General features: G+C 38.5%; 22 protein-coding genes and 1 pseudogene. 16 read left to right on the top strand and 7 right to left on the bottom strand.

Annotated features, from left to right (window positions below; translation table 11 throughout):
* Positions 1 to 662 precede the first annotated feature (662 nt).
* A complete protein-coding gene (locus QNH15_RS26265; protein ID WP_354005837.1) occupies positions 663 to 746 on the top strand; it encodes a putative holin-like toxin in 84 nt (27 codons plus the stop codon).
* Positions 747 to 1,885: 1,139 nt separating this feature from the next.
* Here QNH15_RS26265 and QNH15_RS19805 read toward each other — a convergent pair.
* Positions 1,886 to 3,376 carry a phospholipase D-like domain-containing protein gene (locus QNH15_RS19805; protein ID WP_283895672.1) on the bottom strand — a complete coding sequence of 497 codons (1,491 nt, stop codon included), beginning with the start codon at positions 3,374 to 3,376 and terminating at the stop codon, positions 1,886 to 1,888.
* 255 nt (positions 3,377 to 3,631) lie between these two features.
* Here QNH15_RS19805 and QNH15_RS19800 point away from each other — a divergent pair, with 255 nt between their 5' ends.
* The 7 genes from QNH15_RS19800 (at position 3,632) to QNH15_RS19770 (ending at position 7,350) form a co-directional block, all read left to right on the top strand.
* Positions 3,632 to 3,838 carry a DUF1657 domain-containing protein gene (locus tag QNH15_RS19800; RefSeq protein ID WP_283889894.1) on the top strand — a complete coding sequence of 69 codons (207 nt, stop codon included), beginning with the start codon at positions 3,632 to 3,634 and terminating at the stop codon, positions 3,836 to 3,838.
* 65 nt (positions 3,839 to 3,903) lie between these two features.
* On the top strand, positions 3,904 to 4,365 hold the full coding sequence (locus QNH15_RS19795; protein ID WP_283889893.1) for a YhcN/YlaJ family sporulation lipoprotein: 462 nt from the start codon (positions 3,904 to 3,906) through the stop codon (positions 4,363 to 4,365).
* A 31-nt stretch (positions 4,366 to 4,396) separates the two neighbouring features.
* Positions 4,397 to 4,873: a stage V sporulation protein AC gene (gene spoVAC / locus QNH15_RS19790; protein ID WP_091004493.1), complete on the top strand. Its 477-nt coding sequence runs from the start codon at positions 4,397 to 4,399 to the stop codon at positions 4,871 to 4,873.
* Complete coding sequence (gene spoVAD / locus QNH15_RS19785) at positions 4,874 to 5,887, top strand: stage V sporulation protein AD (RefSeq protein ID WP_283889892.1); 1,014 nt, start codon at positions 4,874 to 4,876, stop codon at positions 5,885 to 5,887.
* The gene (gene spoVAE / locus QNH15_RS19780; RefSeq protein WP_091004498.1) at positions 5,888 to 6,241 is read left to right on the top strand and encodes a stage V sporulation protein AE; all 354 of its coding nucleotides are present in this window, start codon (positions 5,888 to 5,890) and stop codon (positions 6,239 to 6,241) included.
* A 13-nt stretch (positions 6,242 to 6,254) separates the two neighbouring features.
* Positions 6,255 to 6,461: a DUF1657 domain-containing protein gene (locus QNH15_RS19775; RefSeq protein ID WP_283889890.1), complete on the top strand. Its 207-nt coding sequence runs from the start codon at positions 6,255 to 6,257 to the stop codon at positions 6,459 to 6,461.
* A 25-nt stretch (positions 6,462 to 6,486) separates the two neighbouring features.
* Positions 6,487 to 7,350, top strand: coding sequence for a DUF421 domain-containing protein (locus QNH15_RS19770; RefSeq protein ID WP_283889888.1), 864 nt, complete (start codon positions 6,487 to 6,489; stop codon positions 7,348 to 7,350).
* Between the two features lie 134 nt (positions 7,351 to 7,484).
* Here the strand turns inward: QNH15_RS19770 and QNH15_RS19765 are convergent, their stop codons facing one another.
* Positions 7,485 to 7,688, bottom strand: a complete 204-nt coding sequence (locus tag QNH15_RS19765; RefSeq protein WP_283889886.1) for a hypothetical protein — start codon at positions 7,686 to 7,688, stop codon at positions 7,485 to 7,487.
* 990 nt (positions 7,689 to 8,678) lie between these two features.
* Between QNH15_RS19765 and QNH15_RS26140 the strand changes: the two genes are divergently transcribed.
* Positions 8,679 to 8,780, top strand: a complete 102-nt coding sequence (locus QNH15_RS26140) for a DUF5370 family protein (RefSeq protein ID WP_289474426.1) — start codon at positions 8,679 to 8,681, stop codon at positions 8,778 to 8,780.
* A 177-nt stretch (positions 8,781 to 8,957) separates the two neighbouring features.
* Here QNH15_RS26140 and QNH15_RS19760 read toward each other — a convergent pair whose 3' ends face one another.
* The 3 genes from QNH15_RS19760 to QNH15_RS19750 all read right to left on the bottom strand — a co-directional run bounded on the left by QNH15_RS19760 (position 8,958) and on the right by QNH15_RS19750 (position 12,830).
* Complete coding sequence (locus tag QNH15_RS19760; RefSeq protein WP_283889884.1) at positions 8,958 to 9,770, bottom strand: MurR/RpiR family transcriptional regulator; 813 nt, start codon at positions 9,768 to 9,770, stop codon at positions 8,958 to 8,960.
* Between the two features lie 86 nt (positions 9,771 to 9,856).
* Positions 9,857 to 11,179, bottom strand: coding sequence for a 6-phospho-alpha-glucosidase (locus QNH15_RS19755; protein WP_283889882.1), 1,323 nt, complete (start codon positions 11,177 to 11,179; stop codon positions 9,857 to 9,859).
* A gap of 25 nt (positions 11,180 to 11,204) precedes the next feature.
* Positions 11,205 to 12,830, bottom strand: a complete 1,626-nt coding sequence (locus QNH15_RS19750) for a PTS transporter subunit EIIC (protein ID WP_256226433.1) — start codon at positions 12,828 to 12,830, stop codon at positions 11,205 to 11,207.
* A gap of 219 nt (positions 12,831 to 13,049) precedes the next feature.
* Between QNH15_RS19750 and QNH15_RS19745 the strand changes: the two genes are divergently transcribed.
* Positions 13,050 to 14,387 (top strand): FAD-dependent oxidoreductase, encoded by a 1,338-nt coding sequence (locus QNH15_RS19745; protein ID WP_283889878.1) that lies wholly within the window; start codon positions 13,050 to 13,052, stop codon positions 14,385 to 14,387.
* Between the two features lie 1,118 nt (positions 14,388 to 15,505).
* A complete protein-coding gene (locus QNH15_RS19740) occupies positions 15,506 to 15,718 on the top strand; it encodes a hypothetical protein (RefSeq protein ID WP_283889876.1) in 213 nt (70 codons plus the stop codon).
* Positions 15,719 to 16,293: 575 nt separating this feature from the next.
* Here the strand turns inward: QNH15_RS19740 and QNH15_RS19735 are convergent.
* On the bottom strand, positions 16,294 to 16,506 hold the full coding sequence (locus tag QNH15_RS19735) for a hypothetical protein (RefSeq protein WP_283889874.1): 213 nt from the start codon (positions 16,504 to 16,506) through the stop codon (positions 16,294 to 16,296).
* Positions 16,507 to 16,871: 365 nt separating this feature from the next.
* Between QNH15_RS19735 and QNH15_RS19730 the strand changes: the two genes are divergently transcribed.
* The 5 genes and pseudogenes from QNH15_RS19730 (at position 16,872) to QNH15_RS19710 (ending at position 23,186) form a co-directional block, all read left to right on the top strand.
* Positions 16,872 to 17,084, top strand: a complete 213-nt coding sequence (locus QNH15_RS19730; protein WP_283889873.1) for a hypothetical protein — start codon at positions 16,872 to 16,874, stop codon at positions 17,082 to 17,084.
* Positions 17,085 to 17,257: 173 nt separating this feature from the next.
* Complete coding sequence (locus QNH15_RS19725) at positions 17,258 to 18,349, top strand: hypothetical protein (protein ID WP_283889871.1); 1,092 nt, start codon at positions 17,258 to 17,260, stop codon at positions 18,347 to 18,349.
* A 625-nt stretch (positions 18,350 to 18,974) separates the two neighbouring features.
* Positions 18,975 to 19,203 (top strand): annotated as a pseudogene (locus QNH15_RS19720) (transposase); the annotation flags it as partial.
* 147 nt (positions 19,204 to 19,350) lie between these two features.
* Positions 19,351 to 20,691 (top strand): hypothetical protein, encoded by a 1,341-nt coding sequence (locus QNH15_RS19715; RefSeq protein ID WP_283889869.1) that lies wholly within the window; start codon positions 19,351 to 19,353, stop codon positions 20,689 to 20,691.
* Positions 20,692 to 22,586: 1,895 nt separating this feature from the next.
* On the top strand, positions 22,587 to 23,186 hold the full coding sequence (locus QNH15_RS19710; RefSeq protein ID WP_283889867.1) for a GNAT family N-acetyltransferase: 600 nt from the start codon (positions 22,587 to 22,589) through the stop codon (positions 23,184 to 23,186).
* 205 nt (positions 23,187 to 23,391) lie between these two features.
* Here QNH15_RS19710 and QNH15_RS19705 read toward each other — a convergent pair whose 3' ends face one another.
* Positions 23,392 to 23,829, bottom strand: coding sequence for a hypothetical protein (locus tag QNH15_RS19705; protein ID WP_283889865.1), 438 nt, complete (start codon positions 23,827 to 23,829; stop codon positions 23,392 to 23,394).
* Positions 23,830 to 24,206: the final 377 nt, after the last annotated feature.

Genomic DNA, 24,206 nt, shown 5'->3' with positions numbered 1-24,206 from the left:
GTTTTTCTCCTTTGTTTTCCCCAGTTAGGCTCCATCATCAATTCATAGGATTTCAAATAGTATCGCAGTACTGGATGTGTTCAACACAAGGGCAAAGACCCAAATTCCGTTAGCAAAAAAAGCCTGCCATTGGGTGGCGTTTCATTAACAAGGAATTTAAATGTGTTATTGGTAATCGGAACCTTAGATTCGGTTTAGTTGAAGAGATATTTTTTCCTGCAGGTTTGTCCGGTAACAGCAAAAACTAGAGGACCGGATCATTTTTATTGACCGTGCTAAAGCTATATATAGCTGTACTTTTACCTATAAAAGTAGTTTATAAAAATCACTCTTCGCAGTTACGAGCGAGTTATATAAGAACCCTCTAACCTTTTGTCCTTCAATAATTAACATCATAAACACTCCAATTAACTATTTACTATATCATTTGAATGATATGTACAAAAAGCGAACATACGCTCTAAAGGGATCATGTATTATTCTTTATTATTAATAATAGAGACTATAATAAAGTCAGTAATGCTGGTTATGTAAAAGTATCTAATTAAAACCCTGCCAAAATGGGGTCTTCAAGGTTGATTTCAGGCTGATATGGTATAATTAAAATGCAGTTACATAGAGCAGGGTGGCGGTGGCATCCCCTAAGAAGGGGGGTGTAACCGATGATGACTACTTACGAAGCTTTAACACTCATGATAGCATTCGCAACCTTAATCGTAATAATCATCTCAAACACAAAAAAGTAACCACCCTGTCTGGCCAGACGAATTAATGGGTGATTACTTTTTCTTCTCATGTTCGATTCGAGCCGCCGCACTTCTTGCGGGTAGCTGTAGAACTCTGATGTTCCCGCATCAGGGTTCTTTTTATATTATGCCTTCTCTAATCTAATTATATAATTTGTTTTTATCTTTTACAAGTAAAGGAATTAGCTAGGATTAGGCTCTATATTTATTGTTCTTCAATTTTATAAAAAGGAGGTGTAAGTGTTGAATTTCTTTTGACCATTCGAAATGGTAACTCGACTTGGGGAGCGTAGCTTCTATTATGGAGATGCACCCTACGACTATTTAGATATTGCAACCTTTTTAGACCTGAGTAAGGAATGTGAGCACTGATATTAAATACAACCCAGTGTAAATTTTTCAGATCTTTTTGTTTATTAAATTTAGCATTGAAAAAGCGATGGTTAGAATGAATATTGGAAAAGAATTAAGGCTGCACAATGAGACCTACGGATAAAGTTAAGTCTTCTTAATCAATAGTGGCTTTTTATGAGATAGTTACCCGTTCAGTTTTAACTGCGAAAAAATCTATTTAACACTATATAGTATTCGTCAAATAAACAAAAAAAACACTCCCTGTTTCTATGGAAGTGCTTTAACAAAACTGGTGCTTTAATGCAATTTGTCAAAAATCACATACATTGAAGAGGATTAGCGAAACCTTTGATAACAAACTACGTTGATAACCCAAAACAGAGGCTGGGGATGATTCTTCACGGGAATTTCCGTATTGGGGTACGGCGCCACCAACAGGATACATACTTACAACACAGCAATTACAACTGATTCAGCAACTTGTTGATTCCGGGACGCAGTCTCATCAGTACAGGCTCTAACCCTGGTCACCATCCACCTGGACATTTTAAAAGATATTACTATGGTTATCCTGCAAACCTATGGTTGCTACCCCGTTAATTGTGGATGTCCGTGGTATGGGGGGATTTATTAAAACCCGTGGGAAAGGAGCCAACATGGACAGACAGATTATTGATCATCTTCAAATATCTATGGGACCGTATGTGAAGACAGCATCATTTTTTCTTAAATACTCGGGGTAAAGTAAAATTAAATGGGTCACATGCTTGTTCTTTTACATTTACTTATAACAATGGAGAAAGCAGGCGAGCTCCCTGCTGAATAATCCGTTGTGAAAGAGAGCGCTGCTGTAAATCTTCCATGGTCAGCTGCAACGAATCACTAAGATCACGCTCGAATTGCTCTATGAGATCCCGTGCTACATCGATACTGTAAACGACTTCACACACCTCGTAATTAAGCCGAAAGCTTCTTATATCGTAATTTGCAGCGCCAACTTCAGCAATCTCCTCATCGACAATCATGACCTTCGCATGTAACAACCCTTTGTCGTACAGGTAGATTTGAACCCCTGATTCCAACAGTTCTCCGTAAAAGGTGGGGCTTGCAAGACCCACAATTTTTTGATCTACGTGGCGAGGAACCAGTAGTCTTACTCGGACGCCACGGGCCACAGCTGTCTTTATAGCAAGGATAATATCTTCATCGGGCACAAAATAAGGTGTGGTGATATCAATGGTTTTGGTAGCTTGTGTCACCAGAATAAAGTAGGCCTCCCGGACGACCGGCGTTGGAATGCCAGGATTGCCTTCTAACGTTTGAATGTACGCTTTCTGCAATGGTTCTATCCTTGAGAAAGTGTCTATATCCTCTAACGTGTCCATTTCAGTACGCCATTGTGCCGACCCTACGGAAACACCTGTCTTGCCCGGTATCTGCGATTTTGAAATGTTTTGTTGCTTTTCTTGATCTTGTGTTGTCTTCGACTTGATCCTTTCCGGCGCCGCGATGTTCCAGTGGCTGTCGAAAATAGTCTGCAAATCGACAGGCGCTTCACCTGTGATTCGCAAATGAGTGTCACGCCAGAATCCCACTTCTGGCTTTAAACCTGTATACTCATACCCTACGTTGATCCCACCTGTAAAGGCTTCCTTTCCGTCGATTAGTACAATCTTACAATGATCCCGATAATTCCAGTTGGAGAACATCCAAGGGAAACGCAATGGAAATATGGTCCGGCATTCAATCCCTGCATTCATCATCTCAGTGATCTTACGCTGCGGAAACTGGCGGCTACCCCAACCGTCTCTCACAAAGCGGATCTTCACGCCGGATGCGGCCCGTTCCAGCAGTAGGTCCGTGATGCGTCTGCCAATCTGATCATCCCGGTAGATGTAATATTCTAGATCAATCGTTTTTTGGGCGTTCTGTAGGGATTCAAGGAGTTTTTCATAGGTTTTAATGCCGTTTATCAGTACTTGGACTTTTCCCGCACGAAGTCCGTGAACACTTAATTGCCCTAAAGCATGAGCGATGACTGAGGCTGAGCGGCTAAATGAATCAGGCAACTTGTCCGACTCATGATGAGGAGAAATCAATTTTTTTCGACTAATACGAACAGGATTGGTTGTACTGAGATAAAGTCCAAAACCGATGATAGGCAAAATGAGGCAGAAAGCTAACCAATTCAAGGCCTTGGCTGGCCGGCGAACCTCACGAATCGCTATGATAAACATAAAGATCGTATTTATTATGTATAGCCAAAGAATCAACATCAACAAAAACCCTCCTTTTTTATTCTCTAACATGTGTAAATGGGTATGTAAGTATACAACTTTTTCAGACCATATGCTGGAATTCGTTTAGAAAACTAAAGAAAAAATTCATCTTGTTTCTAAATCAATGGTTTGGACTGTCAGGCTCTACGAAATATTTCTGTTTTTTAAACCCATTTTTTGGAAAGGATAATACTCATAAAAGCTTGGCAACATAATGCTTGAACTTTTGGTTCAATTAAAGGAGGAAAACAAATGACAGTCGCAAGCAATTTAAAAACAACCTTGGCAGGATTAAAAAGTGCTCAGGCAAGTCTTGAGACTTTTGCTCTTGATACTGAAAACCAGCAGGCAAAGCAATTGTTTCAAGACTGCGCCCAACAAGCCCAGACAATCGTGGATTCTTTAAGTCCGCGTCTACAAGAAATTGAACAAGAAGAGCCACAATATAAACAACAGTAAACCGATTGAGAAGGGTGACCATGTCATCCTTTTCCAATTTACATATTTGAGGAACGGGTGATCGTATGAGAAAAATTCAACCAAAGGGTATTTTGATTCCTCTTTTGATTTTACTGCTACTGAATAGCGGCTGTAATAAACCAAAAGAGGAAAGTAAAAAAAAGAATGAAAATTCAACTAAAATTGCCTATGTCCAAACCCAACAGTCTGCTTCTCAAAAGGCAAAAAAAGAGGTTCTTTCTATGGAAGAAATCATCGATGTTAAAGCAGTAAACTCTGATAAGGAGATGTTTGTGGCGGCAAAACCAAAACATTTAGAACGCTTTCAGTTAAAAAGTCTGCGAAAGAAAATTAAGAAACGGCTGGAGAAACAATTTCCCGACCTGAAAGTGTATGTCAGTACCGATCAAAAAATTTTAAAAAAACTTGAGGAATTGGAAAATAAAGTAGATGAACCAAAAATGAACTCGAAAAAAATTGATAAAGAGCTTCAAAAGATAAAAGCTAAAGCGACGGATGAAGCATAAAAAATTCTTTTTGTAGAAAGGGAACCTTTCCATGGCTAATAACAATAAAGAAGTAACGCCTGTTCAACAAGAATATCAAAAATTTCAAGAAGAAAGGGAAACCAAACGACCCGTACTATCCAATTGTATTAAAGCATTTTTCGTGGGTGGTTTTATTTGTTTAGTAGGACAGCTCATTTCCTTTATGTATATTAATTATTTTGATTTTACAGAAAAAAATGTAGGGAATCCGACTGTTGCTACTTTAATTTTCATTTCTATGCTGTTAACGGGGTTTGGAGTCTATGACCGGATGGCACAGTTTGGTGGTGCGGGTACAGCGGTGCCGGTTACGGGTTTTGGAAATTCTGTCATCTCCGCTGCGATCGAGCACCGGACAGAAGGATTTGTTCTTGGTGTCGGCAGCAACATGTTTAAGTTAGCGGGCTCAGTTATTTTATTTGGTGTATTTTCTGCATTCGTTATTGCCATCATTAAAACCCTTATTATTCAATATGGAGGTTTTTAAATGTTAAATGGACATCGGACATGGGTGTTTGAAAATAAGCCTGTGATTATCTCAACCGGAACGGTCGGGGGACCCTTTGAAGCCAATGGGCGAATCGCTGAAGACTTTGACCTTCTTCACGAAGATTTATGGCTCGGCCAAGATTCTTATGAACAGGCACAAACGGTTTTGTTTGAAGAGTCTTGTGACACTGCGATTGAAAAAGCCGGTCTAAGAAAAGAAGATATTCAATTTATTTTAGCCGGGGATCTCATTAATCAGATTACGTCGACGAGTTTTGCCTGCAGAACACTGGAAGCTCCCTACTTAGGATTATTCGGCGCGTGTTCCACTTCAATGGAAGGTCTCGCTCTAGGTGCATTGATCGTTAATGGGAAAGGCGCAAAGTACTTATTGACTGGAACTGCAAGTCATAATGCGGCGGTAGAAAAACAATTTCGATACCCGACAGAATATGGCGGGCAGAAACCGCCAACCGCCCAATGGACGGTAACTGGAGCGGGAAGTGCCCTCTTAAGTGACAAGGGAAAGGGACCTCGCGTGACTTCTGCAACGATTGGTAAAGTGGTCGATATGGGACTATCCGATCCATTTAATATGGGCGGGGCTATGGCACCAGCAGCTGTAGATACCATTGAGGCACATTTAAAAGATCGTGGAATAGAACCTTCCTATTATGACCTCATTGTTACAGGAGATTTAGGTAAAATCGGCCATCATATCGCTCTCGACTTAATGAATAAACACGGTTTGTCTTTCAAGAAGGGTCAATTTCAGGATTGCGGAAAAATGATTTACCGGGAAGGACAACCTGTACTGGCTGGAGCAAGCGGTTGTGGATGTTCTGCAACGGTGGTTTACGGGCATTTATTAAATCGAATGAAAAAAGGGGAATTTAAGAAAATGCTTGTCGTGGCAACAGGCGCTCTTCTATCTCCTTTAACTTTTCAGCAAAAGGAAACGATTCCTTGCATTGCTCATGCGGTATCCATCGAATATGGAGGTGAAGAGTAAATGGCAATTTTTTTCTGGGCTTTTGTCATTGGTGGGGCGATTTGTGTGATCGGCCAGATTATGTTTGATGTTTTTAAATTGACTCCTGCTCATACAATGGCCACTTTAGTTGTCGTGGGTGCGATTCTTGACGGGGTGGGCTTATATGAGCCTTTAATGGATTTTGCAGGAGCCGGTGCAACGGTTCCAATTACAAGCTTTGGAAATGCTCTAGTGGATGGAGCCATGGCAGAAGCGGAAAAACATGGCATTATTGGTGTGATCACCGGAATGTTTAAGGTAACAAGTGCGGGTATATCCGCAGCCATCATTTTTGGAATGATAGGAGCATTACTATTTAAACCCAAAGGATAAGGGAGGTCCGCAAATGACAGTAGCATCCAATGTCAAACAATGCATGGTAACGTTAAAAGCAGCAGAAGCAACACTGAGTAATTTAGCGCAAAAATCTTCTGAAGACGATGCGAAAAAATTATTTCATGAGTGTATGTTAGAGGTGGGAAAAGCGATTTCAGATTTAAAACAAAGAATCGCACAGCTTGAATCCGAAGAACCACAATATAAAGGGAAATAGAAATTCGAGATAAAAGGAGATTGTTATGTTAGATTGGGTAGATATTGTTGTACGTTCCTTTATTTTTTTGATCACCCTCTTTTTATTAACAAAATGGTTCCTGGGCAAAAAACAATTATCACAATTGTCTTTTTTTGAATATGTAACTGGGATCACCATAGGAAGTATTGCGGCAGAAGTCACGATGGGATTGGAACGAAATATCATACATGGTCTCATTAGTATGAGCATTTGGTCGTTGGTTCCTTTTGCCATTGGACTTTTTTCCATGAAAAGTAAAAAAATAAGGGATTTTGCAGAGGGTAAGGCAAGAATTATAATAAAAGACGGTAAAATAATGGAGGATAATTTAAAAAAGGAACGGTATACCATTGATGAATTGCTTGAACAGCTTCGCGATAAAAATGTTTTTGAAGTATCTGACGTTGAATATGCTTTACTAGAGCCGAATGGACATCTGAGTGTTTTATTAAAAAAGGAAAACCAGCCTCTTACTGCAAAAGATCTTCATATTAAAGTTGCCCCTATCAAAGAACCCCAAACTGTCATTATGGATGGAAACATTTTAGATGAGCCCCTGTCCAATCGTGGATTAAACCGAGGGTGGTTAAATGAGGAACTAGATAAAGCCGGAGTTTCTCTCGATAATGTCTTTTTGGCTCAAGTTGATTCATATGGCCAGTTAACGATGGATCTTTTTGATGATAAAATCCAAGTGCCTTCTCCCCAGGAAAAGCCATTACTCTTAGCCTCCTTAAAAAAATGTCAGGCCGATTTAGAAATGTTTGCGCTGCAAACCGAATCTAAGGATGCTCAAAGAGTATACAACAAAAATGCTGATCGATTAACCCATATTATCAACAAGTTGAAACCAATGCTGCACGATTAAAGGAATATAGGAGTGATTAATCTTGATGAAAAATAAAAACAAAAGGCGAAAAAATAGGAAATGGACTGGAATCAGTTAGAATATTTGATGGGAATCTGGAAAAGAACGTATCAAAGAAAAAGTGGTGCTATCCCTCAAAAGTAAAAACCAGAAGAGACCAATAAATTGTCGTTTACCTTTTTTAACCAGTTTTCGTTCAAGAATATCAACGAGTGGTACATAATGGTGGCCAGGATCGCAATAACGAAGTCCGAGCAGGACAAGAGTGAAATTAAATACTTAGAAATCATATATACCATGTAACCGATGCCTTCTTTGGCGACGAGAAACTCCTCCATGATCACACCAACCTATGCCAGACCCACATTTACTTTTAAGACATTAATAATGGTGGGAAAACTAACGGTTCAAGCAATTTGGAAAAAATGGCAGTCACCATAAAAGGGACACAAAAAGAGTACCAAGTATGGTTCCTAATATGAAACCGAAAATTGCTTCTAATAGAGTAACTCCTATATGAGAAAATAAATTGGCATCAATGATCTTGTCCAAAAAAAAGAATCCATGTCCGTTCAGGTAAATTTATTATAATGGATCTATGCATCCCTTATTTGAGGAAATTACTCTTTTGGGAGAGCAAGGAGGTTTATTTAATACCAAAAAGCACTAGGATGGGGATCCTAGCGCTTAATGGCTCAGAGAGTTTTCAGTGCCCCTTATAATCGGAGCTATTTTCAATTTTGTCCATTTTTTTTCTGTTTTAAACTGAAAATGTGCCCCTTTAAAGAGATCAATTATATAGGAATGAGATATTATTTTCATTCAAACGCAATCGTTTACGGAAGCGAGCATGGATACAAAAACAAAAGTAATTTTATTTGTATGTGGGTTGAAAGGATCGCTCCTGAATTTCCTTAAACATTCAGGGATGATCACGATCCACCCGACGGTATAAAAATCCTGCTAATCTTATATTCAGTCCAGTCCCGCAAGCAATGTACATAATAAAAAAAGATCCCTCTTTAAGTGAAATTGACTAAACGAGGACACAACGGTTGATGGGGATTTGTTGGAAAACCATCTATATTCACCTGATCACATTAATTTAAACAAATTAAGGGTGTCACTACAGGTAGGTTTATCCATATTCATTGTTCAGAGTGTTAAGAGGGCAGTTCTTCCTCGTACTACCTGAACAAATCCCAGAGCGAACTTGCATTTTTTTGCTAGATTGAAAAGACAATATGAATTATAAGATTGTTAACTGTAGATTTGTGAAATATTAATTGTTATGTTTATATACTTCGTTAAGGAGGGTCATTGGGCCAATGGGTGCTGTTGAACGAAATGAATATCGGTTTGAACCAGAATATAGTGTAATCAACCAAAATGGCGCGATTTATTACTTACAGCAAGTAACCAAGACGTAATTGTATACCTTCAAAAGAGGTGGATGCGAGGTGCATAAAAAAATCATTAAAGGACTTCTACTAATAAAAGCAGGTATTCTTACTTCTTAAAGATAATTACAGAAGGGAGATTGTCAATGATTGCGATCTAAGCAAGGGTGAGCACGGAGGAGCAGGTAACTCAGAATAAGCCACCACTTATTTTTTTTCCTCTAGACTGTCACTCGGTACACTATCCATATACAACTGAAGCAAAAGGTCAATAAAAAGCACCGCAATCGAGTTATATGACGTTATGTTATAGGACACATCAAGAGGTTCCCCTGAACCATATATCGGGAGAATCAAATCAGCCATTTCCGCCAGAGTACTGTTCCTGCTGCTTGTTATCGCTGCGATTTTAATTCCCTCTCGTTTCGCGATCTGTGCCTTCGATAGGGTATACGATGATTCACCTGATCTTGAGAACACCACCATTAGCTGGCTTTTTGCTAGTTGGTTCATATAGATCCCGCCGGGAGCGCTTACGTTAACCAGCCATGTATCCTTTCCAATGATTTGGAACCGCTGAGTGAAATATGTGGCGACAATCTCTGAAATTCCTGAGCCACACACACCTATGTAGGAAGAATGAGATAATAGTTGAATAAAGTGTTCTAAGTCCTCTTCATTTAGTTGGGTAATCGTGTTTTTATAGTTTTGCTGAAACGAATTCAGCAAAACTGAGGCCATTTTGTTTATCGATGAATCAGTGTCATTCTGATTGTCCTCAAGATAATCATATTGTTGTTTCAAAAAAAACTTTAGTTCACTGTAGCCGCTTAACCCCATTTTGACACTAAGACGGGAAATGCTTGATGTGGATACATAATTATTTTTTGCCGCTTCTCGAATGCTGTAGGTTTGCAATTGATCCATATGTTCAATTAAATCGAGAAGAACCATATATTCCGTATCATTGATGGTGTCCCCGATGGTAGCGAGGATTTTATTAAGCAATAAACGTTTCATCGTTTTCCCTCCAGATACCTATTATAAAATAGGGGACAGGGAAATCAAAGAGACCTGATGATAAGTCAGGTCTCTTTGGTTAAATATTATGCTAAGACTGGCCAGAAATCTTTATTTGCTTCGATCAGATCATCCAAGACAATCTTTGCCACTTCTGCTGAAGGGAATGTTTTATTGAGTGTAAATGCCTGTAGTGCTTTTTGGTATGATCTTTCCAATGCCCCTTCAACAAGCAATTTTTCAGAGGCTAGTTGCTGCTCGATTAAACCTTTGTAAAATAAACCAATGGGTTCTAATCGAATAGGTTCAGGTCCTCTGCTCGTTACATACGCTGGAATTTCGACCATTGCATCGGAAGGCAGGTTGGGAATCGCTCCGTTGTTTTCAACAATTAGGAGGAAGCGCTCGCGACGATCAAAGGCGATTGACATGGCTACATCAACGATAAAAGTACCATGGACACCGACATTGAACCCTTCTTGGAATTCACCCGTCTCCTCCAGATGCTCAATAGAGTCAAACAAGTTCTTTTCACGATGATCCATCACCCGGTTTGCCCTCGTGTACTCTGGATTTGTTTGTTCGACCACGGTTTGCGGAATCAAATAATATTGCAAGTAGGAGCTAGGCAGATACTCAGGGAAAAGCTGAAGCATTTTTGCCACGTTTTTATGCGCTTTAATCCAATCTACATCGGAGTGCTGCAGATCTTTTGACTGTTCCGGAGTTACTAGCCCGTTTACGCTCATATACTCACGCAATTCGTTCATACGGCTTTCACCTTTAACATACACGTCGGTAAACCAGCCAAAATGGTTTAATCCAAAGTAATCAACTTCAATTTCATCTTTTTTTGCGCCTAGAATTTCGGCCATGCGAAGCATCATACCTATTGGCATATCACAAATGTTCAAAATACGTGCATTTGGACGTTCTCTTCGAATGGCTTCGGCTACAATCGCCGCAGGATTTGAATAGTTAATGATCCACGCGTCAGGAGCAAACTGCGCTGCATAATCGCAGAGTTCTATCATTGGACCAATAGTTCTCAACCCGTATGCCATACCGCCCGGCCCACATGTTTCTTGACCAACAATCCCGTGGCCGAACGGAATTTTTTCATCCTTTTCACGCATAACATTACCGCCTACACGAAGCTGCGCAAAGATAAAGTCAACATCTTCAAATGCGGTTTTTGGTTCGGTTGTGGCTGTGATTTTTACGTTTGAATCAAATTCAGCGACTACTTTTTCTGTAATCATTGCCACTTTCCCCTGGCGTTCTTCATTGATATCATATAAACGAATTTCGCTAACCGGGAATTCTTCCTTCTTAAGCATTAGTGCTTTCGCAATTCCTGGTGTATAAGTGGAACCTCCACCCGCTACGGCAATTTTATAAGTTTTCATATTAGCACCTCAATCTCTGTTTGGTTTATTGATCTAGCTGAACGTCTAATGCTTCACGGTATTCAGATACCTTCATACCAAAAACAATATGAACTTCTTCTTCTGATGGCTTTGACATACCGAGAGAATCCGGTACCTTTTTGAGAGCTCCTTCATTCAACAGTGATGGGTCATGAACGAAAATTCGAAGGCGGGAAATACAGTTGGTGTAATCTTTAATGTTGTCTTTTCCACCCAGGTGTTCAATTAAGATTTTTGCTACTTCATTTTTATCAGCTTTTGAAATAATAAGCTTGGAGGCTGCCACTTCTGCGTGTAAAATCTCTTCCGTATCTTCTTCTGGTTCCCGTCCGGGTGTCATAATGTTGAATTTTTCGATATACCACTTAAACGTAAACATATAGATGAAGAACATCGCGACACCGACTAATGTGACAGGAATCCATGTTGACTTATGACCTTGGAAAACACCATTAAAGATAAGTTCGATGATGTTGTTACCTCCTAGGTAAGAAGCGTTCACTAAATCTAAAATAGCAAACGACAATCCAGTTAGAGCAGCATGAATCACGAATAATCCTGGCGCAAGGAACATGAATAAGAATTCGAAGGGTTCTGTTACTCCAGCAAAGAAAGAAGCACTCGCCGCCGAGATGGCGATAACTTTTGCTCGATTCTTATTCTTCGCCGCAAGATAGATCCCCAGCAAGGCACCAGGTACACCAAATACTTTAATTGGAGTCGCACCCTGGCCGAGCCAAACACGGGTAATATCGGAAAGGTCCCCGCTGAACTTGCCACACCCTAACGCAGCAGTTGTAATGGCCTTGGTACCTGTATAAAATTGTCCACATATTTCCTTTGTTCCCCCAACCGGTGTAAAGTGTGCCAACGAGTACCACACATGGTGAAGCCCGGTTGGAATCAGCATTCTTTCAATAAATCCGAATAAGAACGATCCAAATACGCCTGCTCCGGTGACAAGCTTGGCAGCGCTGTAAATTCCTCCTCCGATGACCGGCCAGATGAACGGAATCACAATCCCAACAACCATAAAGATAAAACCGGTGGCGATCGGGGGGAAATGTTTGCCTCGATAAAAGCTAAAAATCATCGGCAGCGATTGAGTCTTAAAGCGTTTGGTTGCCCAAGCTGAAACAGTACCAACAATAACCCCGCCAAGTACTCCAGTATCAATCGTTTGAACACCGAGCACCATCGTCTGCATTGCTTTTCTCATCTCAAGCGTTTGAGAAATGGCAAGCATATTGTTTTCACCGACGACTACATCCGGTTTGAGTGCCAACCCGAATGTAGACATCGCCAAGCTCGAGAAGGTAATCATAAATAAGTAACCCACTACAGCTGAAAAGGCCGCAATTTCCTTGGAACCTTTTTCCGACATTCCGATTGCGATGGATACTGCAAATACAAGCGGCATAAACCGTATGATAACAAGTCCGGATTCACTGAGAGCATTTGCAATAAATTGAACCCATGTGTTACCTAAGAAGGGAACTGCTTCAATAAAAAACGGGTTTTTCAAAACCGCTCCTAAGGATAGCAGCAGGACAAAGAATGACATAGCCGCTACGGCTAAAAGAAACGATCTTCCCAGCATGGAAAAATAACTTTGTAATTTCTTCCTCAAAATATAACCCCCTTTAAAACCCTCATATTTAAATGTGTGCGTTTTCAACATTGAAACTATATCACAGAATTTTTTGTTAATGTCTGTTCTTAAAACATGTTTTTTGTATTTTCCTCTAATTGAAACATGTTTTAACCTTCCTGCATTTATAGATACAGCACCCCTTATTCGTCTAGTATAGTAGTAGATCCATTAAGCTTCTTAATAGGAGGAGAAAATATGATAAAACATTACGATATTGTGGTGGTGGGTGGTGGACCGGCTGGAATTAATGCCGCTATTGCTGCTGGCCGAAAACATAAAAAGGTACTATTAGTTGAAAGGCATGGTTTTCTTGGAGGCATGTCCACCATTGCAAGCGTTTACCCATGGATGACATACCACAATGAAAATGGAACCCAAGTAATCAAAGGTATTGCTGATGAAATTGTCCAGCGCTTAAAGAATCGCGGTGCTTCTCCAGGACATCTTCGCGACACGTGTGGGTTTGTTTATAGCGTCACACCTTATGATCCGGAGGTGTACAAAGTTCTAGCTGTTGAAATGCTGGAAGAAGCGGGGGCCGACTTACTCGTTCATAGCTTTGTCGATACCGTTAAAGTTGAAAATAATCGGATTCAATATATACAGATCACCTCAAAATCAGGGCGACAAAAAGTTTACGCTGATATGTTTATCGATACTTCAGGAGATGCAGACATTGCATACTTGTCAGGAGCGCCCACTCTTAAGGGTCGTGATCAAGACCAAAAAACTCAGCCGTTAACGATGAAGTTTAGGATGCGGGGAGTGGATTTGAAAAAAGTCAAAGAGCAAATGATCAACCATCCAGAAAACTTTTTTAAAAAAACACCGTTTGATGACCTTCCAAATCTGCCATTGACTGCTGTGCAGGGTTTTTATAAAGAATGGAAGGAAGCGGATCTGCCAATTAACCGTGATCAGGTTCTTTTCTTTGCAGGTCCAGCAGAAGATGAAGTGCTTGTGAATATGACAAGGGTTCAGGATCTGGATAGCACAAAAATTGAGGATTTAACAAAGGCCGAATTTGAAGGCCGCAAGCAAGTGTTAATGGTGGCTGATTTTCTCAAAAATTTAATTCCTGGTTTTGAAAATGCTTCTATATCGAGCACTGGTGCCCAAATTGGAATTCGTGAATCTCGCAGAATTGAGGGGAACTATGTATTAACAAAAGAGGATGTGGTAGCCGGACGAAAGTTTGACGACGTTATTGCAAAAAGCGGTTATCCAATTGATATCCATGCTCCAAGCGGAAACGGAATGGAGATCTCATGGATAGAAGGGGACGGTTCGTTCGACATTCCTTATGGATGCCTTGTTCCTAAGAAGATCCAAAATTTACTTGTAGCCGGACGCTGTATGTCAACTTCTCATGAAGCACTTGCCACGACTCGTTTAACTCCGAGTGCGATGGCGGTTGGACAGGCAGCTGGAACAGCAGCTGCAATGACCCATACCAACGGAACAACTCCATCAAACATTGATATTAAAGAGCTTCAAAAACAGCTCGTTGAAGATGGGATGGTTTTAGTATAAAACTTTAGATGTTCACTCTCAAATTAACATGGAAAAAGCTTACCAAATAACGGTAAGTTTTTTCGTGGGTGTGTAAAACTTAAGGCTGACATTATTCTTCTATAAAACAATAGGATTAAAGCACCTGTGGTTGATATCGTAGGGGATAACACCGTTTTATTTTATAAAATGTAAATAAAACGTTATGTATAATAAACACGTCGTTGTTCGAGACCTCCGCCTTATCCTTCCGTTTTTCGTAACTCTCAAGTCGATAATATAGCTCTTACTTATAGGTTTAATTGGGGCATTTATATATCCAAAAGCGTTATTTTGGGTGGGGGGCCTCGGTTTTCTAGTTCTAAGTACGTTAGGAGTACTTTTAATTTTAAGTTTCCTGGGATTTTTCTTTTTTGAAAATGATTAAAAAACATGCTAAAAAAAGTACATCAGTCCATTCCTTTTTAATGGGATTTTGGGATATAGAATTAAAAATTAGAATTCCATTAAGGTAGAGCTACAGCTTTATACCGTCCTTTAAATTATCAAGAATAACAGAGCTTTGAATTTGCTGATGATATATTCTGCTTGCCTTTCGTGGCATAAATATTGTTTAGACACGAATTTGATAATGGTATTAATCAAACACAAAGTAGAAGAGCAATTGCTCTTCTGCTTTTCATCACTTGGATATTATTTCGATGAAATTCCCGTATTTGATGAGGAGACCAATTTATTCAGCAATTTCATTCCGTCAGGACCAGACCTGTACTGGTATCCCATCCTGCATGAGAATCATATCCTATTGAAATGTCCAAACCAAATGATGGTTACTGGGTCAGAGGAACAGGGAAAACTTATACCAATTAAGTCCATGAAAGAGACTCGTTTTTACACATCAGCGAGTCTTTCTTTCGTGTTTAAGAGGGATCAAAATAAACGGAAATGGGGAGTACTAGGTAAGAACAAAAAGTAAAACGATGTTAGTGTAAGCGTGAGTAATTAAATACTTGCATAAAATTTATTGTGATTGTTATAGGCAAAAAGCGAACCGAAAGTTCGCTTTTTTGAATAAAACGAAAAGCAAATGCATAATTAATCAAAATAATAAGATTACAATCATTTTAAAGGAGATGACAGTGATGGTTCCCTTTTTTCTTTATAAAACAACAGATAATCAGCTCCTCGCGTCTACCGCTAAACGTTGTAATCTAGAAATAGCTTCTATTAAAGATATAAGACGTGAATTATCCCAAAAGAAAAAAATGCGTGACGGATTGCTCAAGGTTAAAGAGGGCTATTTTTTATTTGATAAGCAAACTGAAAATTATGAAAGGGTTTTCCATGATTAATTCTGGAATGCTGGCTACAAAGGGGAATGTACATATCATAATCTATAAGCACTTAAAGTCAGAGGTGCATACAGTCTCTTTTAATGCGATCAAAATAGAATTCAAACTAGACGATGAGCTATTTTTTCAAAAAGAGAATTGGTTAAAAAGTTAAGGACTTTAAAATAAGTGCTGAATAGACCATAAATATCATAGACCGTTGGGCATTTGTTGTTGTAAGGAGGCTTGTCTAAAAACAATAGCATTTAGTGATCTAGATTCAACGTTTATAGTAGGAGCGACTACAATATAAACGATCTCTACTAGTACGGGACCGAGCTTGTTATGTTGCGGTACCAGGTTAGGCTGGGAGTTACGGTATAAGCAAAGCGTGAATTCTGTACGGTATAGGTTCCTGATTCTTGTAAAACTGCTATGTTTACGCCGTTTTCTTGTAACCTATACTCATTTTAAAAGTTAAGATAGTTCCGGCAGCTTTAGCGATAATGATCTCAGCAATCGAATCGATCTTGGCTTGATGTGGTCCGGGATTTGGCGGGCTGACACCAAGTAAAGAACGTCTTGAGGTACGTTAACTAGCAAACTGACTTTCTGACAGCTTTTCTTTTTTTCTTGATAAAATGCACACAAAAAAAATCGCCTCTTTTAGTAAAATGAAAGTTACCACACCCACAATTCACGAAAGGACGATTTTTATGAGCAATCAAATGATAAGATTGACCAGCTTGTTGTTGAGCTTGTTGCTGTCTTTGACGAGCAGCTTGTTGTTGCTGTTGTTGGTTATCCATGTTTTTCACCTCCACGAAATATAATTTACCCTGTATATGAGCTTTTTATCCTTTATGAACACCGATTAACTTGCTTCTATGAAGAACTGTACCCGCATTGATGCAACGATACGGTCCTTAATAACGAAGCAGAACAATGTTTTTTTCTTATTTCATCCATGGTTTACCCTAGTGGACTTCGTTTAGGATTATCCAAATCAAACAAAGATAATTGTAATTCGGAATCATCCAGTACCTTTATTCAAGGATTTAAGAACTTTCTCGCGAATTTTTTGTCGGAAGGAGAATTGGTGAAAGCTTCCGTACTGTGATGACTCTGAGCATGTCACCTGGCCTTCTGCCACTTTGGTGGAGGGAGGTGAAGAATGATGAGAACAATCAACCGCAATATTTATAAAAGGGTGAATGGCCTAATAAGAAAAAAGTTACAGAAAAAAGGAATTTGTTTTACAAAGAAGATGATTCCGTTTTTTATTAATCAATTTTTTTTAATTGTAACTGTAAAATTACCTTTCAAACTTGCAAGCTTATCTGTTCCGGACTCTATCCTACCTAATTTATTAAGTCCCTTTGCATAACCAAAATCCCCCAGAAGAGAACACGTTAGCTGCACTTCTTTTTTGTAAAAAAAATACATTGGAAAGTGAAGGATTGGTCTAGAGAAAAGCTTGCAAATTCGCTCTTTTAACGGTAGGCATACACCCTTATTGATGGTGAACATATATTAGAAAAAAAGGGTAAGGGTGATTGTATGAGTGGATCAGTACTTCATTATTATGCAGGTGGAAATACAGCTAAAGGATATATAAGTCTTTATCACTCTGCATTAAGGGGTTTAAACCGTGTGTTTTTGCTTCAAGGGGGTTTACGATCAGATAAATCTGCATTCATGAATACAATAGGTGAAACATTAAGTGCAGAAGGACATACTATTGAATTTTTGCATTGTGCATATAATAATGAATGGATAGAAGGGTTAATCGTTCCTGATGCCGGTATTGGAATTATTGACGATGCAGTGCCTGATATTGGCAATGAAATAGCAAACGAAAATCTGCAAATAACCATTCTTGAAAGTCTAAAGACCACTAAATATCTTTTTGAACATCATAATAAAATGCAACAGCTTAATATGGACATTTTTGCAAAATTGCAAAAAGCATATGCTACATTTGCAGAATCACTTAAAGCACATGATGACATAGAAGAAATCTATATCTCTAACATGAGTTTTGCTAAAGCCAATCAATTGACAAATGAGCTGATTGACCTTTTCTTTGGAGAGGAGAGAGCTGAAAAAACTTCAAATGTAAAACATCGTTTCCTAGGTGCAGCAACTCCAAATGGCGCAGTTGACTATATTCAAAATCTAACAGAAGATATATCGAAACGTTATTTGATTAAAGGCAGAGCGGGATCAGGGAAATCAACAATGCTGAAGAAGATTGCAGCTGCTGGAAAGGAAAAAGGATACGACGTTGAGATTTACTACTGCGGATTTGATCCAAACAGTTTAGACATGGTCATCCTTCGTGAAAAAGGCATCGCAATATTTGATAGTACAGCACCTCATGAATATATGCCTGAACGAGAAACAGATGAAATCATTGATATGTACGAAACTTGTATTACACCCGGTACGGATGAAAAGTTCGCTGCAGAAATCGAAAGAACAACCAAAGTTTACAAAGATAAAATGAAGGAAGCAATCTGTTATTTGGCGGAAGCAAGGAACATGATGGTTCAGCTTGAGGATCTTAAATGTATAAGAAACTCTGCTATTTCTGTTGGTCTTTATGGCATAGTGGAAGAGATAAAACTGATCTTGAAACTAAATAAGTAAAACCTTACAAGTAGAGCTAACCAACATTTAGCTCTATTTTTGCATACTGTTAGTTTAAAGCATCGAATAGGTGTATTCAGTTGATGCTGTTCACGATCAAATTGATAAGACACAATACAATCTTTGAGTCTCATACAGCATAAGTATGGTTATTCTCGATCATTACCTTACCTGAACAATCAATAAGGGAGAATGATTGACCAAAATCTCGACCAAAAAATGACCAAAATTATATAAAAAGATAAGATATATTTTGAAAACCAAAAAAAGTAATCTGCTGATATTACACATTTTAAGCCATATTTGAAAAAGAAAAAAAGGGTGAGATATGTTCTGGCCCTTGGGAAGGCGAACAACTGTATTAAAATTTAAACCCCTTGACACCTTGGTGTTAGGGGGTTTTGTTTGTTGTTTTGGTGGCCAGTTTTATTAGTTAAAATGCTCATTGACCACATTTTGAGCACTAAAATTTAATGGGGTTTTATTTATTAAGAAGCCTAAACATTATTCGCTTTATAAATGATAACAAATGTGTTATGAGAATACGTCATAGTTCATTTTGTCTCTTATTTTTACTACTTTATTAAACAATCTGACCGTGTTTAGTGTTGTGCGTTGCTAAAAAAAAAATAAAAGCCAAACCATCAAAGAGATTGAAACCAATGTGGCGTATCGATGGTTCCAGGGGTATGGGTTCGATGAAAAAATCCCCCACTTCTCCACCTTCGGTAAAAACTATGCCCGTCGCTTTCAGGATAGTGATTTGAACAGATTTTTACCGCAGTCTCCGGGAAGCGACCAACTACGGGCTGATCGATCCTTCGGTCGCCTTCATTGATTCTACTCACGTCAAATTTATTTTTTTACATTAATGCAGGAGTTAAGCCATTTAATGTCAAATTAAGACAATAGACAATAGACAATAATTTACGTCAACCGTTTACATACTGTGAAATTATTTACACCTAAACTTGGATAATGATAGTAGGGATTAACTTATTATGAGACATTCTTTTTTAACAAAAGGTAAAATCCTTTTATTTCTTACACTCATCTTTATTACCGGGTGTGACGCTAACGCCACCCAGCCATCATCGACCACGTCTTCGCCAAAAAAGAAAGAACAAATAAAACAAATAAAACAAATAGAACGCAAAGAACGCAAAGAACGCAAAGAACGCTTATTAGCAAAAGCGAAAGTCTCAGCCCAACAATATGATTATCAAAAAGCTATAACACTATTAAAAAAATCAAGTATTTTAAAAGATGAAGACATTCAAAATGCCATAGGTACATACGAAAAACAAAAGAAAAACCTTGTGACATGGCCAGACAATAGCAAGATCCCTCATTTATTTTTTCACTCATTAATCGTTGACCCATCCAAAGCATTTGACGGGGATGACATGGCCCAGGGTTACCAAGACTACATGGTGACCATCAATGAATTTAAAAATATTTTAAATCAATTATACGAGAAAGAATACGTCCTTGTGAGTATCCAGGATATTGCGAAACTAAACAAAAATGGGAAAATGGTTTATCAAACTATTAAATTGCCACCAAATAAAAAACCATTGGTATTGTCGCAAGATGATGTTAGCTATTATGAATACATGAAAAATGACGGATTTGCCAAAAACTTAACCCTTGATACCAATGGAAATGTGACAAATACCTACATAAATAGAAAAGGGAAACTCGTTCAAGGTGCATACGATCTAGTTCCTATCGTTGATCATTTTGTTGACAAACATCCAGATTTTTCTTATAAAGGAGCAAAAGGAATTATTGCGTTAACGGGGTATAATGGAGTTTTGGGATATCGAACGTCAGAGAGTGACTATGGCCCAAATAGTGATAAACCAAATCCAAATATCAAAAAGGATTTGTTGAAAGCGAAAAAAGTTGCCGTTGCAATGAAACAAGAAGGATGGAAATTTGCCTCTCATACTTGGGGACACCTAAATGCAGAAAAAGTATCCCTAGATCTCTTTAAAAAAGATACCTCCAAATGGGAACAAGAGGTCGAACCGATTGTCGGAAGCACAGACACTATTATTTTCGCGTTTGGCAGTGATATTGGAGATTGGGGACAATATTCCAATAATAAATATCATTATTTAAAAAGCCAGGGCTTTGATTACTATGCCAACGTTGACGCATCAAAAATTACCTGGTCTCAATTAGGTCCACATTACTTCAGGCAAGCCCGCATTAATGTGGATGGCTTACGAATGCGTGAAGCATTGGCCGGAGAAAACGAGGTATTAAAACATTTTTTTGATGTCAAACGTGTTTTTGATTCCTCACGACCAAAAGCAAAAACATTGATTCATTAGGTTTCACTGTATTGTTTTAGGCAAGAATTTCTTAATAAACCATTCACAAAAACAATTGTCGTAACGATTAAAAAGAATACAAAGAAAATTTAAAGCCATTCTTGTAAAGTCATAGAATGGCTTTTATTTAATAATCAATAGGACTAAATTTCACGGCTCTCTAAAAATTCGAGCCTTATCGAACGAAATGATTATCGTCGTCACGATCGTCACGATATAGGTAAAAAAGATAGAGTATCGAACAATGTCCGATCCGATTTTTTTCATATTATATAGGCTATATACTTGGCACCATTCGGCGATGTAACCGAATGAGTATTTTCCTGTATCATAACCAAAATGTTTCATGACCACATAACCAATGGCTTCTTTAATGTGGCTGTCTTCCTTCTCAAATGGAGCACCTTAGGCATGCAGAAGATAATGGCCATATTCATGGATAAGTGTTTTTAATTGCTAAAAGGCGTTTCGTCCTTTCTGAATGGCGATGAAGTTTTCCTTCGGATGAAATTAGCCATTGGCGTGACCCGTGTACTTCCATCTTCCAGCATTTGAACCGGTGATGGTCGGATAGCGTCTCCATCTGTCTGGTCCAGATCAAAGACATTGACATACCGAAAACCGTACCTTGTTTTTATTCCCCAGATGCCTTCTCCAGCAAAGGCGCCAAAATTTTAATCGCTTTTTCCCCTTTCTTTATATATCGGCCGTCCATTCTCCATTTATGAAAGTCTTGACCGCCGTTGCTGTCGGTCTTTGGCAAAAGATTAAAATCGTGTTGTTAAAGCTGTAGGAATGAAAACTGGCAATAAACTTTAGCCAATCGTGACACGCGGCACTCGGCTGACCTTGTGAATGCCTCGTTCTAACTGGTTTTTAACCCTCTTCTTACACTGAAAGGCTCTTCATTGGTTCTCCTCTTGAGCATATATGTCGCCCTTGTCGGATGTGTAGCACTCCTCATGATCAAGAAAATGAAAACAATGTTTGAAAAGGTCGAATCGCAAAAATAAGGGGGTCAAAAAGATCCAACTTAGTATTTCCTTTTTATACCCTTTCCCATTATTGGGAATCCTAGATCAAAAAGGGGGAGACGATGATCCAACCCGATTTTTTCTTCCTGCTCATGCAGTTCTCACGCATTCTTCAGATGGCACGTTTGATAAAAGGTGTGTACGCTTTTACTTTTGTCTCTTAGCGTTTTATCGTTAGAAATTAAGGTAAGCCCAATGACTTAGGGACCTTTAGAAAGCGATTTTTTCCTTTTTAGGGTCCGTTCGCCGACTTGGCTTAGCCAATTTTTTCGGTTAACGCCAGCTCTTCCGGCTGTCATAAGCCCACACTTTATAATGGATAGAACAAAGGAAGGAAAACGATACCATAAAGCACGTCACTGTGAGTGGGATAAAAAAATAGAATTTGTTGAGGAGTATTTTCAATATCCCAATACGCTTTACATTATAGGGATCAGCAAAAAGTAGTGTGAAGCCGTTATCAGATTGTGACACACAGCGCAAACGAGAGTCAAACTGAAAATCTCGTAACTTCGACGTCTTGTTTGATTTTCTTTAGGGATGCGAGGTCTGTTTTCAATGAGGAATTGGATTCAAAAACCAAACGGAAAAACAGCTTCTTATGGCAAACTTTTAAAAGTGCGTTCATATCAATAAATACACTTTACAAAAGCAAATATAAAGGCGAATACACAAGTAATTATACCCTTTGTCAAACTTTAAAAGATTTGGTCTTTATCAACAGATGATGGATGATAATTGATCGTTTAAGGAACAATCAATATAAACTGAAGTCGAGTGATAGAGTGATTTAAATGAAAACGTAGAACAGTGTTAGGAAATTGGTTTTAATATAATGGTTCAAATGGAGAAGGTGAAAGAATGATTAACTATTTAGGAACACCAAAAATAGAAACCGACAGATTAATCCTTAGAAGATTGGAACCTACTGATGCACAAAGTATGTTTGACCATTGGCTTTCAGACGAACGGGTAACTGACAATCTCATCAAAGGAGCACACAAGACCGTTTCGGAAACGTTTGAGTGGGTGGATGGAATTGTGAGGGAGTATAGCAGTAAAGAATTTTGTGACTGGGGCATTGAAATAAAAACTACCGGTGAACTAATTGGAGAAATCGAACTCTACAATTTTGACATTCCCACTGAAAACTGTGAAGTAGGTTATTCGCTTGGATGCAGATGGTGGCATCAGGGCTATGGGACTGAAGCGTTAAGAGCGGTTGTTGAATTTGGTTTTAGGTATATGAATATTCACAAAATATCCGCAGCACATAACATCGATAATGCAGCTTCTGGCAGAATTATGAGTAAAGTTGGGATGGCACAGGAAGGTATGATCAGGCATAAGATCCGCAATGCCAAGAATCAATACAAGGACTGTGCAGTTTATGGAATTCTCCAAGAAGATTATCTTAAAAATACTGTCAGTACCCCAACCTATATCCTTAATTTAGAATGATTAAATCCGGCAATCCAAAATAAGTGGTTTAATGATGTTCCTCTGAAGTAGGTCTCTTTTCCAGGCTTTTAAATGGCCGATGTCCGGCCGCAAAAGAAGCGTTCAAAACCTGGAAGAAGGTTCCCGTGCTGGAGCCAAGGAGGAGATCAAAGGAAGAAATCTGTTTGTTTCCTTGTTAAATTACACTAATAATCATTTATTTCCATTAATCCCGCATAGCATCTAATGGGCTGTTATTTCTTTCCTTTAAAATATCTAGAATGATTTCAATATGTACAGCTGCCCATGATTTTTCATGAAAGTGAAGAATCACACTTATGGTAAGAATAAAAACATATAGAAAAATAAAGACAATCCAAAGAAAGTTTCCTTCTTTGAATAGAAATTGATGTAATTGTTTCGAAAACAGAAAAAAAAGCCATGGTGCAGAGGATACAAAAATAGGGATGGTTCCCGAACCGTTTTTTTCTTTAATCATACGATAATAAATTTTTTTTAGTGTATCGCTATTAATTGAATGATAAAAATTGCAAATTTCTTCAACCTCAATAATTTCCTTTAATCCATTCAAAGTCTGGCCATTGTCAGAGGCCTTTTTTAGTTGAGAATAAACCTTATGAGCATCTCCACGTAATGAAAACATAGTTTAATCCTTTACCTCCATTAACAACGTTAAATCTTATTAGAAGGTTTCACAAAATTTTTAAATTTATGCATGGTATTTCGTCGAATAAACGAATAAAAGTTAGTAAAAAAAAGCTTTGTGTTTTTCTCCTTTGTTCTCCCCAGTTAGGCTCCATCATCAATTCATAGGATTTCAAATATGTATCGCGGTACTGGATGTGTTCAACACAAGGGCAAAGACCCACATTCCGTTAGCAAAACAGCCTGCCGCTGGATGGCGTTTCTTTAACAAGGAATTTAAATGTGTTATTGGTAATCGAAACCTTAGATTCGATTTAGTTGAAGAGATACTTTTTCCTACAGGTTTGTCCGGTAACAACAAAAACAGGACCGGAG

Origin of the sequence: Fictibacillus enclensis (assembly GCF_030123385.1) — a bacterium.
Lineage (GTDB): Bacteria > Bacillota > Bacilli > Bacillales > Fictibacillaceae > Fictibacillus_C > Fictibacillus_C enclensis.
Note: the sequence above shows the minus strand (reverse complement) of the source record. Positions and strands in the feature narration are given on the sequence as shown.

Coding starts and splice junctions, on each gene's coding strand:
- QNH15_RS26265 (WP_354005837.1), top strand. CDS start 663: ATGATGACTACTTACGAAGCTTTAACACTCATGATAGCATTCGCAACC.
- QNH15_RS19805 (WP_283895672.1), bottom strand. CDS start 3,376: ATGTTGATTCTTTGGCTATACATAATAAATACGATCTTTATGTTTATC.
- QNH15_RS19800 (WP_283889894.1), top strand. CDS start 3,632: ATGACAGTCGCAAGCAATTTAAAAACAACCTTGGCAGGATTAAAAAGT.
- QNH15_RS19795 (WP_283889893.1), top strand. CDS start 3,904: ATGAGAAAAATTCAACCAAAGGGTATTTTGATTCCTCTTTTGATTTTA.
- spoVAC (WP_091004493.1), top strand. CDS start 4,397: ATGGCTAATAACAATAAAGAAGTAACGCCTGTTCAACAAGAATATCAA.
- spoVAD (WP_283889892.1), top strand. CDS start 4,874: ATGTTAAATGGACATCGGACATGGGTGTTTGAAAATAAGCCTGTGATT.
- spoVAE (WP_091004498.1), top strand. CDS start 5,888: ATGGCAATTTTTTTCTGGGCTTTTGTCATTGGTGGGGCGATTTGTGTG.
- QNH15_RS19775 (WP_283889890.1), top strand. CDS start 6,255: ATGACAGTAGCATCCAATGTCAAACAATGCATGGTAACGTTAAAAGCA.
- QNH15_RS19770 (WP_283889888.1), top strand. CDS start 6,487: ATGTTAGATTGGGTAGATATTGTTGTACGTTCCTTTATTTTTTTGATC.
- QNH15_RS19765 (WP_283889886.1), bottom strand. CDS start 7,688: ATGGAGGAGTTTCTCGTCGCCAAAGAAGGCATCGGTTACATGGTATAT.
- QNH15_RS26140 (WP_289474426.1), top strand. CDS start 8,679: ATGGGTGCTGTTGAACGAAATGAATATCGGTTTGAACCAGAATATAGT.
- QNH15_RS19760 (WP_283889884.1), bottom strand. CDS start 9,770: ATGAAACGTTTATTGCTTAATAAAATCCTCGCTACCATCGGGGACACC.
- QNH15_RS19755 (WP_283889882.1), bottom strand. CDS start 11,179: ATGAAAACTTATAAAATTGCCGTAGCGGGTGGAGGTTCCACTTATACA.
- QNH15_RS19745 (WP_283889878.1), top strand. CDS start 13,050: ATGATAAAACATTACGATATTGTGGTGGTGGGTGGTGGACCGGCTGGA.
- QNH15_RS19735 (WP_283889874.1), bottom strand. CDS start 16,506: ATGGATAACCAACAACAGCAACAACAAGCTGCTCGTCAAAGACAGCAA.
- QNH15_RS19730 (WP_283889873.1), top strand. CDS start 16,872: ATGATGAGAACAATCAACCGCAATATTTATAAAAGGGTGAATGGCCTA.
- QNH15_RS19725 (WP_283889871.1), top strand. CDS start 17,258: ATGAGTGGATCAGTACTTCATTATTATGCAGGTGGAAATACAGCTAAA.
- QNH15_RS19715 (WP_283889869.1), top strand. CDS start 19,351: ATGAGACATTCTTTTTTAACAAAAGGTAAAATCCTTTTATTTCTTACA.
- QNH15_RS19710 (WP_283889867.1), top strand. CDS start 22,587: ATGATTAACTATTTAGGAACACCAAAAATAGAAACCGACAGATTAATC.
- QNH15_RS19705 (WP_283889865.1), bottom strand. CDS start 23,829: ATGTTTTCATTACGTGGAGATGCTCATAAGGTTTATTCTCAACTAAAA.